The organism is Wansuia hejianensis (genome assembly GCF_014337215.1).
Classification (GTDB): domain Bacteria; phylum Bacillota; class Clostridia; order Lachnospirales; family Lachnospiraceae; genus Scatomonas; species Scatomonas hejianensis.
This window is the reverse complement of the sequence record NZ_CP060635.1, coordinates 3,682,307-3,699,177: the sequence shown is the minus strand read 5'-3', so window position 1 is coordinate 3,699,177 and position 16,871 is coordinate 3,682,307. Positions and strand designations below refer to the sequence as shown.

The 16,871-nt window shown below is 50.2% G+C and carries 23 protein-coding genes; 1 reads left to right on the top strand and 22 read right to left on the bottom strand.

What is annotated here, in order from left to right:
• From H9Q79_RS17000 to H9Q79_RS16930, 15 genes are all read right to left on the bottom strand, one after another.
• On the bottom strand, nt 1–786 hold the full coding sequence (locus H9Q79_RS17000; protein ID WP_249328779.1) for a DeoR/GlpR family DNA-binding transcription regulator: 786 nt from the start codon (nt 784–786) through the stop codon (nt 1–3).
• 34 nt (nt 787–820) lie between these two features.
• Nucleotides 821–1,369, bottom strand: a complete 549-nt coding sequence (locus H9Q79_RS16995; protein WP_118646699.1) for a BMC domain-containing protein — start codon at nt 1,367–1,369, stop codon at nt 821–823.
• A gap of 17 nt (nt 1,370–1,386) precedes the next feature.
• The gene (locus H9Q79_RS16990; RefSeq protein WP_118646765.1) at nt 1,387–2,712 is read right to left on the bottom strand and encodes a 4Fe-4S dicluster domain-containing protein; all 1,326 of its coding nucleotides are present in this window, start codon (nt 2,710–2,712) and stop codon (nt 1,387–1,389) included.
• 4 nt (nt 2,713–2,716) lie between these two features.
• Nucleotides 2,717–3,004, bottom strand: coding sequence for a EutN/CcmL family microcompartment protein (locus H9Q79_RS16985; RefSeq protein ID WP_118646697.1), 288 nt, complete (start codon nt 3,002–3,004; stop codon nt 2,717–2,719).
• A gap of 83 nt (nt 3,005–3,087) precedes the next feature.
• On the bottom strand, nt 3,088–3,732 hold the full coding sequence (pduL, locus tag H9Q79_RS16980; protein WP_118646695.1) for a phosphate propanoyltransferase: 645 nt from the start codon (nt 3,730–3,732) through the stop codon (nt 3,088–3,090).
• A gap of 96 nt (nt 3,733–3,828) precedes the next feature.
• Nucleotides 3,829–4,107: a BMC domain-containing protein gene (locus H9Q79_RS16975; RefSeq protein ID WP_249329739.1), complete on the bottom strand. Its 279-nt coding sequence runs from the start codon at nt 4,105–4,107 to the stop codon at nt 3,829–3,831.
• A gap of 275 nt (nt 4,108–4,382) precedes the next feature.
• Nucleotides 4,383–4,694 carry a BMC domain-containing protein gene (locus H9Q79_RS16970; protein ID WP_118646693.1) on the bottom strand — a complete coding sequence of 104 codons (312 nt, stop codon included), beginning with the start codon at nt 4,692–4,694 and terminating at the stop codon, nt 4,383–4,385.
• A gap of 19 nt (nt 4,695–4,713) precedes the next feature.
• On the bottom strand, nt 4,714–4,995 hold the full coding sequence (locus H9Q79_RS16965) for a BMC domain-containing protein (protein ID WP_118646691.1): 282 nt from the start codon (nt 4,993–4,995) through the stop codon (nt 4,714–4,716).
• Between the two features lie 30 nt (nt 4,996–5,025).
• Entirely contained in the window at nt 5,026–5,343 is a 318-nt protein-coding gene (locus H9Q79_RS16960; protein ID WP_118646689.1) for a BMC domain-containing protein, read from the bottom strand.
• Between the two features lie 28 nt (nt 5,344–5,371).
• Nucleotides 5,372–6,580 carry a zinc-binding dehydrogenase gene (locus H9Q79_RS16955; protein ID WP_118646687.1) on the bottom strand — a complete coding sequence of 403 codons (1,209 nt, stop codon included), beginning with the start codon at nt 6,578–6,580 and terminating at the stop codon, nt 5,372–5,374.
• Between the two features lie 19 nt (nt 6,581–6,599).
• Nucleotides 6,600–7,970 (bottom strand): aldehyde dehydrogenase family protein, encoded by a 1,371-nt coding sequence (locus H9Q79_RS16950; protein ID WP_408646483.1) that lies wholly within the window; start codon nt 7,968–7,970, stop codon nt 6,600–6,602.
• Between the two features lie 46 nt (nt 7,971–8,016).
• Nucleotides 8,017–8,826 (bottom strand): class II aldolase/adducin family protein, encoded by an 810-nt coding sequence (locus H9Q79_RS16945; protein WP_118646683.1) that lies wholly within the window; start codon nt 8,824–8,826, stop codon nt 8,017–8,019.
• Between the two features lie 116 nt (nt 8,827–8,942).
• Entirely contained in the window at nt 8,943–9,410 is a 468-nt protein-coding gene (locus H9Q79_RS16940) for a EutP/PduV family microcompartment system protein (RefSeq protein ID WP_118646681.1), read from the bottom strand.
• 4 nt (nt 9,411–9,414) lie between these two features.
• Nucleotides 9,415–9,792, bottom strand: a complete 378-nt coding sequence (locus H9Q79_RS16935) for a BMC domain-containing protein (RefSeq protein ID WP_118646679.1) — start codon at nt 9,790–9,792, stop codon at nt 9,415–9,417.
• 312 nt (nt 9,793–10,104) lie between these two features.
• Nucleotides 10,105–10,521 (bottom strand): hypothetical protein, encoded by a 417-nt coding sequence (locus tag H9Q79_RS16930; protein ID WP_118646677.1) that lies wholly within the window; start codon nt 10,519–10,521, stop codon nt 10,105–10,107.
• 448 nt (nt 10,522–10,969) lie between these two features.
• Here H9Q79_RS16930 and H9Q79_RS16925 point away from each other — a divergent pair, with 448 nt between their 5' ends.
• On the top strand, nt 10,970–11,680 hold the full coding sequence (locus tag H9Q79_RS16925; protein WP_118646675.1) for a phosphatase: 711 nt from the start codon (nt 10,970–10,972) through the stop codon (nt 11,678–11,680).
• Nucleotide 11,681: 1 nt separating this feature from the next.
• On the opposite strand, the gene nth is transcribed toward H9Q79_RS16925, so the two are convergent.
• The 7 genes from nth to H9Q79_RS16890 are packed head-to-tail and all read right to left on the bottom strand — an operon-like array spanning nt 11,682 to nt 16,869.
• A complete protein-coding gene (gene nth, locus H9Q79_RS16920; protein ID WP_249328778.1) occupies nt 11,682–12,326 on the bottom strand; it encodes an endonuclease III in 645 nt (214 codons plus the stop codon).
• 2 nt (nt 12,327–12,328) lie between these two features.
• Nucleotides 12,329–13,039 carry a hypothetical protein gene (locus tag H9Q79_RS16915; protein ID WP_249328777.1) on the bottom strand — a complete coding sequence of 237 codons (711 nt, stop codon included), beginning with the start codon at nt 13,037–13,039 and terminating at the stop codon, nt 12,329–12,331.
• A 4-nt stretch (nt 13,040–13,043) separates the two neighbouring features.
• A complete protein-coding gene (locus H9Q79_RS16910; protein WP_118646264.1) occupies nt 13,044–13,616 on the bottom strand; it encodes a cob(I)yrinic acid a,c-diamide adenosyltransferase in 573 nt (190 codons plus the stop codon).
• Between the two features lie 39 nt (nt 13,617–13,655).
• On the bottom strand, nt 13,656–13,985 hold the full coding sequence (locus H9Q79_RS16905; RefSeq protein WP_249328776.1) for a glycerol dehydratase reactivase beta/small subunit family protein: 330 nt from the start codon (nt 13,983–13,985) through the stop codon (nt 13,656–13,658).
• 2 nt (nt 13,986–13,987) lie between these two features.
• A complete protein-coding gene (locus H9Q79_RS16900) occupies nt 13,988–15,799 on the bottom strand; it encodes a diol dehydratase reactivase subunit alpha (RefSeq protein ID WP_118646268.1) in 1,812 nt (603 codons plus the stop codon).
• The gene (locus H9Q79_RS16895; RefSeq protein ID WP_249328775.1) at nt 15,796–16,188 is read right to left on the bottom strand and encodes a diol dehydratase small subunit; all 393 of its coding nucleotides are present in this window, start codon (nt 16,186–16,188) and stop codon (nt 15,796–15,798) included. Before H9Q79_RS16895 ends, H9Q79_RS16900 begins: the two co-directional genes overlap by 4 nt.
• Nucleotides 16,189–16,869 carry a propanediol/glycerol family dehydratase medium subunit gene (locus H9Q79_RS16890; protein ID WP_118646272.1) on the bottom strand — a complete coding sequence of 227 codons (681 nt, stop codon included), beginning with the start codon at nt 16,867–16,869 and terminating at the stop codon, nt 16,189–16,191.
• Between the last annotated feature and the right edge of the window lie 2 nt (nt 16,870–16,871).

Genomic DNA, 16,871 nt, shown 5'->3' with positions numbered 1-16,871 from the left:
TCACACTGTGTTCTGCGGACACGCCTTCGGATAATGGCACTCGATGCCTTTCTTTTTAAAAAGCTCCAGCCATCTTTCATCCGGCTTCATATCTGTAATGACCGCGGCTATCTGGTCGATATTTCCGGCCCTGGTAAATGCGGTCTTGTCAAATTTCGTGCTGTCTATAATCAGATAACATTTAGCCGCCGACGCCATGATTACCTTTTTCACGGATGTGAACAATTCCAGCGAGTCCATAATACCATGCTCATAATTCAGGCCCTTGCAGGAAACAAATGCTTTATCCGCATAGTAGGAACTGATCGCTTCTTCCGTCTGGGGTCCCAACAGCGCCAGGTATCCTTCCTTCAGGCTTCCCCCCGTAGAAATAATGTTAAAACCCGGCACTTCCGAAAGCTCTAATACTATCTCTATAGAATTCGTGATTACAGTCAGCCTTTGCTTATTTTTAATCGCTTTCGCGATGAACAGATCCGTTGAACTGGCGTCCAGCATGATATGATCGCCGTCGTGAATCAGTGAAGCGGCAATCTCCGCCATTTTCTGTTTTGCGGCCACATTCTTTTTGCTCCTGATATTCAGGGGCATATCAATACCCACATTTTCATTCAAAACAGCTCCGCCATAGCTTTTCGTGGCAAAACCGTCCTGTTCCAGTTTCTCAAGATCTCTTCGGATTGTCTCTTCGGATACACTGTAGAGCTGGCTCAACTCACTCACAACGACTCTTTTCTCATCCTGAAGCTTCTCTAATATTAAATTACGCCGTTCCAGTGCCAGCATTCGACAACCTCCCTGCTGAATGTTCAATAAGTATTTACAAAATTGCGCGTATCATTTTATCGTCCGGATGGGCAATTACGGAAGAATCCAGGAACATTCCTTTCCGTCCTGTCAGATTCTTCGCCTTCTCAATGGCAGCTTCCACAGCAGAAACCTCTCCGGTTAACAGCATATAGGATTTGCCGCACATGCCCTTTGCGATACGCAGCTCTATCAGATCTACAATCGCAGTTTTGGCGGCGATATCTGCCGCCTCGATAATAGCTGCGGCATCATACGTCTCCAGAATACCCAGCGCACTCACAGCCTCTACCTGGGTCGAACCGTAGATTGCCGGAAAAATGGACTCATGGGGATTGCCCAGTACAAAATTATCGATCAACTGATGCTCGTATTTTGTGCTGGCAGCCTCGACCGCCGCCTTTACCGCGCTCAGGTCTCCTGATATTATGGCAATATATTTTCCAGGACAGACTGTCTGTGCCTCTACTATTTCAACTTCCGAAGTTTTTACCATGGTGTCCGCTGCTGTAATGCCAGTCGCCACAGTTTTAAATTCAATCATTCCGATTGCTTTACTCATAACAGTACACGTCCTTTCTACTTGCACACGATTCCGATGTACTTATCGGTGACTTCATTGACCCGTCCGGAGATCGAGGCATGTATGCCGACGCTCAGGCCTTTGGCAGGCTGCGCAATCAGCTGCCCCTCTGCCACAGTATCGCCCGCCTTCACAACAGGTACTGCCGGCGCGCCGATATGCTGACTTAACAGCACTTTCACAGCTTTCATCTTCACTACCTGATCGTCGAGAGGGGCATCTTTATCATATTTCGTCAGACCCAGCCGCGCCATCAGGCGCTCCTCCGGAACCTTCCGGTATTCCCTGGCCGCTTCAACCGGTTTGGCCTCCGCCTGAGGCGGCTTGATGCCATTTTTCCTCAGTCCCCCTTTATAATCCGCCATCAGGGAGCGGGGAGCCAGATCCTGGGGACATGCGTACATCTCACACACTCCGCAGGAGGAACAGAACATCGTATGTAAAAACGGGTTCAGATCCTGGAAATCCTTATTGGATGCAGAACGCATGAACAGGTGGGGCGTAATCGGATGCCCCAGCGCATGGCGCGGGCACAGATCCGTACAAGTCTCACACTGGCAGCAGATAGACGCCGCCCGTTTCAAATCTATCGAAGCTTTTCTCTGCTTCTTCATCACAATATTGTGATCCTTTGGCAGGACCAATACTGCATTTGTCGTCTTTGTAATCTGCTGAGAGCCGCTTCCGATAAATCCCATCATGGGCCCGCCCACAAAATAGACAGGATCTTTTACCGTCGTGCCGCCGGCCAGGTTCACCACATCTTCAATGGTACAGCCCAGAGGCACCCTCACCGTTACCGGCTTCTCCACTTCAGCAACTACTGATACCAGCTTGCTGGTCACCGGCTTCTGATTCTCTACAGCATTGTATATATTATACATGGTCTCTACATTGAATACCGCGACACCCTCCTCTATGGGAAGCCCTCCCGGTCTCACAACCCTTCCGGTTGCCTCGTAGATCAATACCACTTCATCGCCCATCGGATATACTTCCTGCAGCAGTGCTATACGCATCTCGGGAAATTCCCCGATGTACTGCTCCAGAGCTTTGACTGCTTTCGTATATGAGCGTTTAATTCCAATAATCGCTTCCTTTGCACCTACGGTCTCCGCGACCATATGAAAGGTTTTCATGATCTCATAGGCATGCTTCTCCATCAGCTGCCTGTGAAGCTTCAACAGAGGTTCACACTCCGCACAGTTTAACAGAATAGTGTTGGCACGCTCGTCAATTTTTACATAAGTCGGGAATCCGGCGCCGCCGGCACCGACTACACCACTCTCCTGCACAATTTTCTGCAACTCTTTGATATCCATGCCTTTACTCCATTCCCGCATCATCTTTTTCCAGAATGCCGCCGTCATCTATAATTCCGACGATAGCCGCATCCACCGGCGCCTCCTCCATGTCACAGCCGATCCGGGCAGCGCTGCCCTGGGCGACAATCACATATTCTCCGATGCCTGCGCCGATATTATCAATGGCAATAATCTGGCGTGTATCCGCCTGCATATGACGCAAGGGCTCTACAATCATAAACTTGTTACCGATTAACTTCTCGCTTTTTCTCGTAGAAACCAGGCTTCCTACAACCTTTCCTGCTATCATATTCTCCTCCATATCAGTCATACAGGCGGAACGGCTGCCCAGACATATCCATCCCGGCAGCGCCTTCCTCCTTCTGACAATTATCATTTCAAAATCGTTACCGTGTCGCCCTGTGCTATCTTAGCCGCATTCGCTTCATCCGTATCGATATGCATCTCCAGCGTAAAGCTGTCGTCCACGCGGATCTTTACGTGATTAAACACAGTCCCCCGCTCGTTGTCCGCCTTTACAGAAACCACATCTCCGTTATTCACTCCTGCAGCCATCGCATCCTGAGGAGACATGTGTATATGGCGCATTGCTATAATACATCCTTCTTTCAGATAAAGCGCACCTTTAGGACCTACCAGCGCAATCGGGGCGCTTCCCGCAATATCTCCCGATTCACGGACCGGGGCTTTGATTCCCAGCTTCAGGGCATCTGTTGCAGATACTTCTACCTGAGAAGCTTTTCTGACCGGCCCTAAAATGCGGACATTCTCAATCGCGCGCAGCTTCAGTCCCACCAGAGTCACCTGCTCATTAGAAGCAAACTGGCCTCCCATCAGGTCTTTCTTCTTCGTCAGCTGATAGCCTGGTCCGAACAGCACTTCCACATGCTCCTGTGTCAGATGGACGTGCCTTGCAGATACGCCGACCGGAACGAGAAACCCATGTTTGGAAGTCTCACTCTTATTGATCGCTTCGACTACCAGTTTGGTAATCAGTTCAATATTATTTGTATCCAAATCGACACCTCTTTCTGCAGAAATAATTAATTAACCGGACAGCAGCCTGCAGGACCGGAGGTCATGCAGGCTTTTGCCCGGTATCAAATCCGGTTATTATTTCAGCTTCGGAAGAATCATTTCTACATCAGAGTGCGGTCTCGGAATTACATGAGTTGCTACCAGCTCACCCAGTCTGGATGCGTTGTTGGCGCCTGCTTCAACGGAAGATTTAACCGCGCCCACATCGCCGCGTACCATAACTGTTACCAGTCCGGAACCGATCTTCTCGGTGCCGATCAGCACTACATTGGCAGCCTTGCACATAGCATCTGCCGCTTCAATCGCTGCTACTAAACCTCTGGTTTCTACCATTCCTAATGCTTCCTGTGTCATTCTTCTTTCCTCCTTATGAGTGGTTGTCTTTTCAGCCTCAGCCGTCTTCTCGGCTGTTCTGGCCGGACTTGTTTTTGCTGCTTTTTCTGCCGTTCCTGCATTCTTCCCGGCAGCTTCCGGTTCCATCTGAGCCGCCGGCGCTGCCGGAGCCTCTTCCTGAACTTTTACTGCTGCTTTTACAGTTTCCGCAGGTTTTTCTGCAGGTTCTATTGCAGATGCCTTTGCAGGTTCTTTGATTTCTTCATTTTTTCCGGTATTACCGACTTTGGTCTTTTTTATTTCCGCCATGCGTAATCCCCCACTGTTCTCCATCTGCTCGCGCTTAATTGAACCATTTTAACTATTTCCTCATGAGGATTTGCAATGACCGCATGACATACAGGTTTTTTAATTGCCCTGGCCACTGCCGCATCCACAGCCGTCTTTACGGAAGATACATCCCCCTCAATAATCAGGGTCACAAGTCTCCCGCCCAGCTTCCTCTCCCAGGACGCCAGATGGACGTCTGCTGCTTTTCCCATGATATCCACGGCATCCATTGCAGCTACTACACCTGTAATTTCAACAAAGCCATACGCGTTTCCCATGGATCATTAGCTCCTCTGATTAATCTAAATTGTGGGGCAGAATCTTCTCAACATCATTGTGAGGTCTCGGGATTACATGAGTCGCTACCAGCTCGCCCAGTCTGGAGGCTGCAGCGCTTCCGCTCTCTACTGCCGCTTTCACTGCACCTACATCGCCGCGTACCATTACAGTTACCAGTCCGGAACCGATCTTCTCAGTGCCGATCAGAGATACCTCTGCTGCCTTGGTCATAGCATCTGCCGCCTCGATTGCTGCAGTCAGACCTCTTGTTTCTACCATTCCTAATGCTTCCTGTGCCATTTTAATTTTCCTCCTAATAAAATAGATATACTAAAATTTATCCAGTGCGCTGATCTTCAGCATTTTTTCCACACCGGGATCATCCGGGTTCGGAATCACATAATAGGTTACCACGCCGCTGATTGTATTTGCCGCTTCGATACCGGCTTCGACCGCAGCCGTAACGTCTGCCACGCTTCCGCGGTATTTGATGGTAACCAGCAGCGGTACCGGCAGCTCATCTGCATGTGCAGGTTTGTTTTTATCGAAGACTTCCAGCGTAACATTTGCCGCTTTACAGCCCGCGTCTGCGGCTACAAAAGCTGCTGTCAGGCCGAAAACCTCCAGAATTCCTACGGCTTGTGCCATTATCTCTCGCTCCTTACCGAATCAGCATTTATTTATTGATGATCGCAATCTTCAGACCCTTCTGTGCCAGGTTGGTCTGATGTGCTTCATTGATTTCTTCCAGCGGATAAGTATGAGTGATCAGCTCATCCATAGGAAGTCCAATTGCTTTCGCCCGCTTCAGGAAATCAAAGGTAGTCGCATAATCTCTCAGAGTGTATACCCAGCTTCCTACCAGATTGATCTCTTTGGAGCAGAGGTCAAAGTGCGGATTGATGGTCGCATCTCCACCGTTGATGAAGAAGCCCAGCTCGCACAGGCCGCCGCCATTGCGGATGAAATGATAGATGTTGGCATGTGCAACCGGAGAACCGGTGCACTGGAACGCAAAATCTGCCAGATGTCCGTCAAAGGTGTCTTTTACAGCCGCTGCAAGAGCGTCGATTCCTTTGTGCTCCATGAAGTTCACGGATTTATCTGCGCCCATCTTCTTAGCAAATTCCAGGCGCTGTGCATTTCCGTCAACCGCTACAATATTTTCAATGCCCATGGTCCGGAGAACCGCTATGCAGATCAGTCCGATCGGTCCGCAGCCCTGTACTACTACGCGGCTGTTGAACCGGAGGATTCCTGTGGTTTTGGCACGCTCTACTGCGTGGATCAGCACTGCACAGGGCTCAATCAGGATTCTGGATTTCAGATCCAGATCGCTTACATTGAAGAACGTGGAGCCTTTGCGGATGAAAATGTAATCAGAGAACCATCCGTTCAGATGAACGTCATCATCAGGAAGCAGCCCGTATACATCCGCGGCGCCAACATTCTGTTTGTTCATATCGAACATTGTGATGTCCGGATCATCTCTGAAAATCATACAGGTTACAACCTTATCACCGACCTTCACATCTTTTCCGGCGCTGTCTTTCTTAACATTCTTTCCCATCTTTACGATCTCTCCCGTGCCTTCATGTCCGAGGGCTACCGGGATCAGTCCGAAGGGATCTCTCTTGAACTCGTGAGCGTCAGTGCCGCAGACTCCGCAGCCTTCTACTTTCACGAGAATATCATCATCGCCAACCTCCGGAATCGGGAATTCTTTGATATCATAGTGTTCCAGTGCGGTCAGCATGGCGACGTGTGCGGTCTTGGGAATGGAACCGGAAGCCGCGGGAGCAGAAGCTGCTGCTGATGCGTTACCTGACATTCCGGCCAGAACCTGTTTTACAATTTCTTCAATATTTGCTGAATTCATATCCATTTTTCTGTTTACCTCCTGCCTATCGGATACACAGGCTGTCAACCATTACGCAGCGTCTTCTCTTTGTAAATGACTGCGCGCTGGTCAGGCCCTCACCCGTTCTGCTGGCAATCGTAAAGGTGCAGAAGCCTTCGCCGCCAAAACCGAGGGCAGAATAGGAAGGTCCGTTCTTTACCAGGATTGCTGTGTCAATTTCTCTCGCATATTTTGTGATGCGGTCCACATTCTTAGAGTGAATGTGAGCGGAGTGGCGGTTGCCATGCTCCAGCCAAACGGCCTGCTCTACCGCATCGTCAAAATCCTTCGCGCGTACAATACCCAGGATCGGCATCATCAGCTCTGTTGTGATCAGCGGATGCTCCTTCGGTCCTTCAAAAATAATACAGCGGATATTGTCAGGAACTGTTACGCCGATCATTCCGAGAAGCGTCTTGGCATCACGGCCTACGCATTTTCTGTTCAGCTTGCCGCCCTTCATGACAACAGCGGTCAGCTTGTCCTGCTCCTCCGGAGAAGCCAGGTAGCAGCCCTGCTCTGTCACCATGTAGTGCATCAGCTCGTCTACGACCGGGCTGACTGCAACAACCTCTTTCTCCGCGATGCAGGGAAGGTTATTGTCAAAAGTACATCCGTTCACGATGTCCTCAGCCGCCTTGCGGATATCTGCTGTCTCGTCAACCAATGCCGGCGGATTGCCGGCTCCCGCACCGATTCCGCGCTTTCCTGAAGAAAGGACAGCCGTAACAACTCCCGGGCCTCCGGTCGCGGCGATCAGGTGGATATCCTTGTGTTTCATCATAATCGCGCTTGTATCCAGAGTCGGGTTCTCTACGGTAACCGCAATATTCGCCGGACCGCCGGCTTCCAGCGAAGCCTCGTTCAGCATATTGATTGCGAAAATAGAGGTCTTAATCGCCTGGGGATGAGGATTGAATACCACTGTATTCCCTCCCGCCAGCATACCGATCGTGTTGCAGATGACAGTTTCCTGGGGATTCGTGCAGGGAGTGATCGCTCCGATCACGCCAAACGGCCCCATCTCGATCAGTGTCAGTCCGCGGTCACCTGACCATGCGGTTGTATGTAAGTCTTCGGTTCCCGGAGTCTTATCTGCAACCAGATGATTCTTCAGAATCTTATGCCCCACATTCCCCATACCGGTCTCATCCACAGCGAGGCGGGCTAACAGCTCCGCGTTCTCGCGGGTTTTCCGGCGGATAACGGAAATGATTTTTTCTCTCTGATCCAGAGACATGTTGCGTACAACTTTCTGTGCCTTCTTTGCAGCTTCAATTGCTTCATTCATGTCTTTGAAGATTCCCAGTTTTCCGCTGGGAGCATCGGCTAACTGCATTTTGGCCATTACTTCCTGTACGATGTCTTTTACCATGCTCTCACTAATTGGCACGATAATTACCTCCCTTTATGATTTGCTTCTATTTCAGTCCCAGCTGTTCCATAACCTGTTTGGTAACAGATGCTACCAGATCCGCATCTGCACTGGTGTTTGCCTTCGGCGCATCGCAGGTACAGCTTCCGCCGCAGTTATGGCAGTTCATTTCGCCCTTGTTCTGGCACAGGTTCGCCGGATGTTTACCCGGAAGTCCCATTTTTCTTCTGATCTCATACAGCTTGGCAACCTGTTCTTTGTCGAATTCCTTCGGGCCTCCGAGAAGCTTTGACTGATACAGCAGCTGTGCGTAGAATTCAACGGATTCCATCTTCATATATGCAGAAAGCAGATCTGTGGAGTATGTAAGAGCGCCATGGCTTTCCAGAAGAACCGCGTCAAAATACGGAAGATATTTTTCCACCGCATCCGGAATCTCCATGGTAGACGGAGTGCCGTACTCAGCAATCGGAACACAGCCCAGTGCGATAACAGCTTCCGGCATGATCGGCTGAGTCAGAGGAATACCAGCGATTGCGAAGCTGGTCGCATATACCGGATGGGCATGTACAACAGATCCTACGTCCGGTCTCTTCTCATAGACTCTCATATGCATCTTAATCTCAGATGAAGGTTTAAATCCTGCGTTAGCCTGGATTACATTTCCTTTAGCGTCAACCTTGCAGATATATTCCGGGGTCATGAAGCCCTTGGAAACACCTGTGGGGGTACAAAGAAACTCGTTGTCATTCAGCTTAACGGAAATGTTGCCGTCGTTTGCCGCAACCATGTTACGGTCGTAGATCCTCTTGCCGATGTCGCAAATTTGTTTCTTAATTTCAAATTCGTTTACCATGTTCTCATTTCCTCCTTGAAATGCTTTGGTTTTTGTTTTTATTCTGTTGACATTATACCTGTACTAGGGCATAAAGTCAATAGTACCATGTTGTTTTGTGTTGTTTTTTGGCTTTTTCATGTTGGATTTGTTGTTTTTTCCCAAGGCAGGATATCTCCAGGCTCTCTGAGATGTTCCAGGATCTCGGCGACGCCTTCTCCCGTCTTTGAATCCACATAAAAAACTGTCTTGCAGCCGGCCAGCCGCAGCCAGCCTTCAGCCCTTGCCACATCCGCCTCCGGGTGATGGATCTTAGTCACGATCCCGATCACTTCCCGGTTGCACATGTTGGTAATGCAGGGCGGATACAGACAATACGGCTCGATGGCCGATACCAGAAGCCCAACAACATCTGCCTCATACGTATAGAGAGCGAGGGCATGTCCCAGATTCTTGGTCTGGGCATATTCGCCGGGGGTATCTATGATCACGTCGAAATTATTCACATACTGGGTCTTGTGATACTGGATCTTCTCCCCCTTCAGGGCCTGGGTCAGTGTTGTCTTGCCCGCCTCGCTGCGGCCCATCAGTACAATTTTCTTCATGCCGTTATGTACGGGTGATCGGGCAGACGGCAAACCCCAGCGTTCCGCCTACGTAATCTAAAATCGCCCTGGTGGAAGCTTCCACCTCCGACACCGTACCGGTCACGATCAGGCTTCCTGAAAACCGGTCCACAAATCCAATGTCAACTCCGGAAGATTTAATTGCCAGATCTCCCATGATAATTGCCGTCTCTGCCGGGCTTACCGTCATAATCCCGATCGCCGACTTGGCATAATCAATAGATGGGTCCAGTCCCAGCTTCGTGTACATAATCTTATCCGGATTCGCTATAATATGAGCCAGAGAAATCTGTTTGCCAGGAACCAGTTCCTGTACAATTCTCTGTTTAGTCTCCGGGAGAGTGTTATCTGAAAATGCCATTTTTCTGGCCTCCCTTTCGTATATTCCAGAGTATCCTGTAATACATGGCCTGACAGGCAGAGAAACAGCCTGCACTGTTCTGCAATCCAACCAGCCCACTATTAGCATCACTTACATTATACTCTGTCACGCCTTCCATGTCAACAAGAAACAACAGTTATGATCTTTGTTTTTTGTTGTTTTATCCGGATTTAGGCCTTGTTTTTCTGTGGCTTTTAGAAAAAAAATCAAAACCCCGTCCCCGAATACATGTACCTGGGGGACGGGGGTATAGTTACAGCTGTTATTTCAACACAAATTCTTCAATATTTTTTATCCTTGCCGCCTTCCGCAGCCAACAACCCAGCACCTCTGTGTCTCTCTCCGCCAGTATTCGGCTGCGCAGTTCCGCGGGAATGGTGCCCATACCTTCCAGGAATTCAAGTGAAGCTTCCGCTTTCCCTTCTGCCTTTCCAGCTTCTCTCTGTCCCCCATGACCCCAAGCAGCTCAAACACCTCCCTGAGGCCCGTCTGAAAATTCTCCTTGTCCACCGTCCTGCTACTGACCAGATTGATTTTATAATCTGGAATACACGGTATCCACGGTTCTATTTCTTCTGGAAAATCCAGCATTTCATGTATCCTGACCGGCCCATCCCAATCCTGCTCTTCTCCGTAGTAAAAAACCACCGGATCACTTAATGCCTGGTACACCTCGGCGTCAAAAGCAGCTACCTTAAACTTCTTCATTCTGTGCCCTCCATATTCAGTTAAACTCGCCGGAGGACCCTCACTTCACACTCAGAATCCTCTTGCCTGTCATTGGAAAATCGCATAGAGATTTCTTAGCCTGCGATCTGCAGATGAAAGTAAGAGCAGTTGCGCAATACAACCGTAAAGAATATTAGAAATATATGCTAATTGAATGATACCACATATCAATCATAAAAGCAATTGTGATTTGACTCAAATGGGCCGGTGTAGGTAAATAGTTAAAATTCCCGCTGTTTTTCGTCCGGGAACCCACACACTTGACAAATACCCCTTCCTGTTCCATACTGTTATACAGAATTTAGGTCCTTAAATATTAAAAACGGTATTTCCCATCTGCACAATGTTTGTTTCACTGCCGGTTTCCAAGAGCCGCCGTATTCTGTGAAAATACCGATATATAACCTGATGAGAAAGGAGCATCCACATGTATCTGTGTGACATGCATACCCATACGATTGCCAGCGGCCATGGTACTTCCTGCACCATCGCTGATATGGCTAAAAAAGCTCACGAAAAGGGATTGACACTGCTTGGAATTACAGATCACGGTCCGGGCACTCTCGGGGCGGGCACTCCGTCGTATTTCCGGAGTCTTGCCCACGCGCCCAGGAAACGCTGCGGCATACGGGTCTGCTATGGAGTGGAGCTGAATATCACAGATTTCTCCGGGAACCTGGATCTGGAAGATGAGATTCTTGAGGGCCTGGACTACGCCATTGCCAGCATGCATCGGCCAAATCTCCGGCCCGGAGGGCAGACCGCCAATACGCTGGCTTACATCCAGGCCATGAAACACCCTGCCGTGCGGATGATCGGCCATTGCGACGATGTAAAATATCCTGTCGATTATGACGAGCTGACAGCCGCAGCACGGGAATATGGAATCGTTATGGAAATCAACAATTCCTCCCTGTCACCGGAAGGCTATCGGGGCGATACCCGGGCAAACAACCGGATGCTGCTGGAGGGCTGCCTCCGCAACCGGGTGCCTGTACTCTTGTCCAGTGACAGCCACGGAACCGCCCACATCGGAGACTTCACCTATGCCAGAGCTATGGTGCAGGAAATGAATTATCCCGAAGAGCTGATTCTGAACGATAAACCAGAACAGGTGCTTAAGCTGTTAGGAACATGAGTTACGGGGTGCCCTGTGGGTCTATTTTCGGGCACCATTCGGCAAGCGGGCAGAGTTCGCATTTCGCTTTCCTTGAGGTGCATATCTCCCGTCCCAGGTAAATCAGCTGAAAATTAATTCGGTTCCAATGGTCTGTCGGCAGAACCTTCTGCAGCTCCAGTTCTACTTCTGCAGGATTCTTACCCTTCGCCCAGCCCAGCCGCCTGGATATTCGGAACACGTGGGTATCCACAGTCACTCCCGGTATCCCGTAGGCATCGGCCAGGTACAGTGTAGCGGTCTTCCGCCCCACCCCGGCCAGCTTCAGAAGCTCACCGATACTGTCAGGAACCTGTCCGCCGAATTCATGCACAATCTGGCTGCAGCACTTTTTCAGATTCTTAGCCTTATTCTTATATAATCCCACTGAGCGTATGTAGCCTTCAATCTCCTCCTGAGAAGCCTCCGCCACATCCTCCGCTTTTTTAAAACGGCTGAACAATCCAGGCAGCGCCTCGTCAACCTGTTTATCCGTGCTCTGTGCGCTGAGCATGATAGCCGCCAGAAGCTGCCATTCTTCTTCATGCAGAAAACCTTCTTTTTCCGTCCCATATCTCTGATCCAGCGTTTTCAGGATCGAATCCAGTTTCTTCTTTTGTACGTCCATAATTATTTCTCCATTCCCCAATAGGCAGTCCATGCCGCCTGCGTGGATATGTTACATTTCAGCCGGTACACGGACAGACGGTTCAGCAATAGACTGACCATCTGTTTCACAGCCTGCTTGTGTTCCCAGCAGCAGGCATGAAAAGACTGTTCCAGAATAACATCATGGGCCTCACTGAAGCTGACTTTCTCTATCTCATTCTCTGCAGCCTGTTCCAGGATACATATTGCTTTAACTTTTAGGCGGATATCTGTATTCAGGTGGTGTTTCCCGTCCCAGGGCGTTCCATACGCATAGACCCCGTCCGGCCAGAAACGCAGCAGAGGCTTGTCATCATTAATCATGACAGCTTCTTTTCCAAAAGCCTCCCTCCACATTCTCGCATGGGTGGATTTCCCAATGCCTGAAGGCCCGGTGAACAGATAGGCTTCTCCATCCAGAGCCACAGCGGACGCATGAAAAAAGAGCACATCACAGCACAGAGCCTTCTCGCAGAACGCCCTGTATACCGCCATGCACTCCAGATAATTATCGTCAAAAAACCCGCCCTCTATCTGACGTTCTCTTTCCACCATATCCCGGGTTACAGAAACAAAAATATCAGGCCTGCGGCATGGAGCCGCTTCAACCTGATATCCGCTCAGCATACGGCTCGTATATTTACCTGCGCCTTCCACACGGACCAATAGGTCCGCCAGACGATATACTGCCATTTCTTTAATCCTGTCCCTTCATGTTCTTCATAACATCTTTTATGACTTCCTGCCGCACGCCCTCCGCCCGGTTATTCTCCGCCTGATAGTCCGCATATCTCGCCGAAACATACAGGTAATCAGACAGACGATTTACATACTGCATCGCTTTTTTATCCGCCACAAACTTCTGAGCCACAAGCCGGAACCGCCGTTCTGCTCTCCTGGCCACAGCCCGCGCCACATCCAGCCTTGCCGACTGTTCGCAGCCGCCATAGAGCACGAAATCCTTAATCCTTGGAAACGAATCTTCGGTCCGGTCGATCCACTGTTCCAGAGTCTCCGTTTCCTTTTCATTGAAACGATAATCTTTTTTCATCGGATCGGCAACGCCGGACATAATATGCATCAGATTCTTCTGGATATGAGTCAGCTCCGTCCGAAGCTGCTCACCCGCAAGCACCTTAGCAAGACCGATCTGGCTGCTCAGCTCGTCAATCGTGCCCAGCAGTTCAATCCGGTCATCTGTCTTCAGCACCCCCTGGCCGTTCAGCAGGGAGGTTCTTCCGTTGTCACCTTTTTTTGTATAAATCTTCATTCCGAAAACCTCTTTTATCGTTTTCTCTGTCAAAATCTGTCATTTAAAGCTTTGCTTTTTAATTGCTCTGGCGCTGTTGGCTCCCAGCCTTCTGCACTGTTCATAAGTCGGCATGTGATAAACCTCCACATTCCTGCCTTTCGCGATTCCCCTCATCTGCATGGCAATATCTGTCCCGGAAATCCCGACGCCGGAACCCAGCATGGAATCATTGGCCGCGTCATAAGCCAGTTCATCCAGATCTGCGGCCTCTCCGGGGATGATCTCATAAAAGACACCCTCTTCCTCGATGCCCGCACAGACTTCTCTCAGGAAATCCCGGTCTGGTTCATTGGTATAAATAAATATCGAAGGTCTTTTGATGATCATTCTCAATCTCCCATATAAGAAAGCACCAGCCCGGTAGCCACCGCATTTCTGGGCCCTTCTGATCCACGGATATTGCCGCGCCCGCATACAATCCGGTACTTGGCGAATTCTTCCATCAGCATCTCAGGGATTTCAAAATCCTCTGCAGAACCGCCGACCAGAACCACGTTGGAAATATTCTTCAAGTCATGCTCCGGTGCTACTTTCTTCAGCGCCCGGAACGCATTAGTGGCAAACACCTTTTTCTTGGCGTCCCTGCGGACCTGAGCGATTTTCTCCATGGGAATATCCTTTTCGATCCGGATCAGCCCATTCTCTGCCAACAGCACCACCCGGCCGTAAAACCTGGGATCAATGGAATCCTCCACAAAGGTCATCTGGCCATTTTCCATCCGCATGTGGAACAAGCTCTCCACCTTGGCAAGAGGGTACCTTTTGATCTGTTCTGCCATATGTCTGTCATTCAGGCCCAGCTCTGTCTCAATCAGCATGGAAACCAGCTCCCCTGCTCCCGCCTGATGGGTCATCACCACATGGCCATCCTCATAGACCACTGCAGCGTCCGTGGAACCGCCGCCCATATCCAGAATGGCGAGAGGCAGCCTCGTACCCGGTGTTGTCAGCGCGCCGAGGCTGGCCATAACAGCCTCTACTCCGGCTACTACAACTTCAGTGCCCAGTTCTTCCTTTAATTTACCGGCAATCTCTCTCATGGGAAGCTGCTGTGTCTTCACCATCGCGGCGATTCCCACAGCTTTTTCCAGGCAGGTCTCTCCCGCCAGGGCCCCGGATATCAGAACCGGCGCCAGCGTATCGACCGCCAATAGATCAGTAATGCGGATATCCGCATGTTGTTCTCCGCTGATTTCTCCCATACCTTTTTTGATGCGGGCCAGCATGTTGCCCACATTTGTGTTAGCCTGTCCGGAAATGTCCCGGATGGTTCCGGCATCGGCCACGGCTTTCATGATCCTCTCCGCGCCCTCGTCCAGATTCACCTTCGTGCTGTTCGACGCATCCAGGTAAATCTCACCCGCCGGAAGAACATGTTCCTTCACGTCACCGCCTGGCGTCTTAATCACAACAGCGCTGCGTTTTCCGATCAGGCTTTTCGCTATGGGCGTTACAGTCCGGGTTTCTTCTGCATCTAATTCCAAAAGAGTGGCAATCCCATAGGGATTGGACAGCATCCGGATCGTCTGTCCGGCCAGTGCCACTTCAATCGCCGCCCTTTCACCATCTGGGACCCGGTCAATCCGGGATACCTCATCAATGATAGGAATCTTCCTGTTCAGGCGGTTCTCCACCAGCACGGCCTCATCAGCCTGCAGGATCAGCCCTTTAATATCAAACTTTTCAGCCGCCCGGTTAATCTGCTCCGCCGCCTCTTCATAGGAATGGTTACGTGAAATTACTACAATATAAGGCTTTCCCGGAACCGCACGGTACAGATTCTCCAGAACCAGCAGTTCTCCCACCGCCTGTCCGGCGCCTGCCGGCGTCGAAGGGTTGTGCCCGATCATGGAAGAATCTGTGATAATTGTCTCAGTAAGAGTCTCCATAGCGGTATCGCCAATGACCGGCGCCGCCTCATTCAGCCGCACCAGGGAAATATCTTCTACATTTCTTCCGATCTTTCCCATCGCCTGTTTCAGCGCTGCTTTGATGCCATGGACATTCGCAACCGTACCTTTGGTTCCGGTTGTGGAAATGGATGCGCTCGCAAGAAAGTTCAGGCGTCCGCCTTCCTCCCTCTCTCCCACGCATACCTCCGTTGTGGAATTCCCAATGTCAACACCAGCAATGAATTTCAAAGTAAGATTCCCCTTTTTTCGTATACTTCTGCGGCTTCCATCACAAGACGGGCACAGTTTTTAGCGTCATATTTCTCCAGAAGTTCTTTGGCCATCATGACCAGCTCCAGCTTGGTGGAACGGTTCGGCCGCAATTTATCATACATTTTCAGGATCACATCGTCCGGCACGTCCACCAGCTCGGCCGCCCGCTCAAAATTTTTCTCCATGGGAGCATTATCCGCTTCCCTGGCCACCTGCCCCTGAGCTTTTAACATCTCTTTGGAAATCTTGATGTCATCTGGTCCCACGTGTCCCTTCATCACCTCATCCAGCGTAATGTCTGTAAGCTTTTTGCCAGTCTTGGATGTAATCCTCTCTTTTTCATGTTCACCTAATGGGTACTGCATTTATTTTTCCTCCCATTCGATAATTCCCATCTCCGGATCCAGCTGCTCTGTCTCGGCGATGTGCATCAACGCCGCTTTTACCTGATATTTCGGCCTGGACATAGGATCATTGGTACAGGGAACCGGAACTACCTGCTCACCTTTCACATATTTGGCGGCATTCTGTCCAATCTTCCGGTACGTCTCCAGGTCCATCAGCGGCGCCTGGGGGAACAGTTCCAGGTTGGAAAGGGGATACAGGTCTTTCTGATGAATGACCGTAGTTCCCTTGGACTGAATGCCCACACCAATCCCCGAACCTGACAGCTTGGCCGCTTCCAGAGCCATAAAGCACACATCTGAGGTGTCCAGGATCTTCACGACTCTGGGAATCATACCCTCTTCTTCAATACCCGCCTTAACATTCTTCAGGACATCTTCCAGCGGTATCCCACAGATGGTCTTCTTAATTTCCCTCTGAAATGCTGCCCCCACACCGATCACGACCTCTTTCGGATCAGTTCCTTTCTTCGCCCTGGGATATCCGGCATAGGAGGTCTTCTTCTCATTGATTCGGTCATGGCCGGCCATGGAAGGCACCTCCGATGAAGGCACCGCGGAGACTGAGTCTCCTTGCCGGTTCTGCATCTGCGCAATCACCGCTTCAGTTATCTGTTTTACTAACGTTTCACTGATCTGCATTG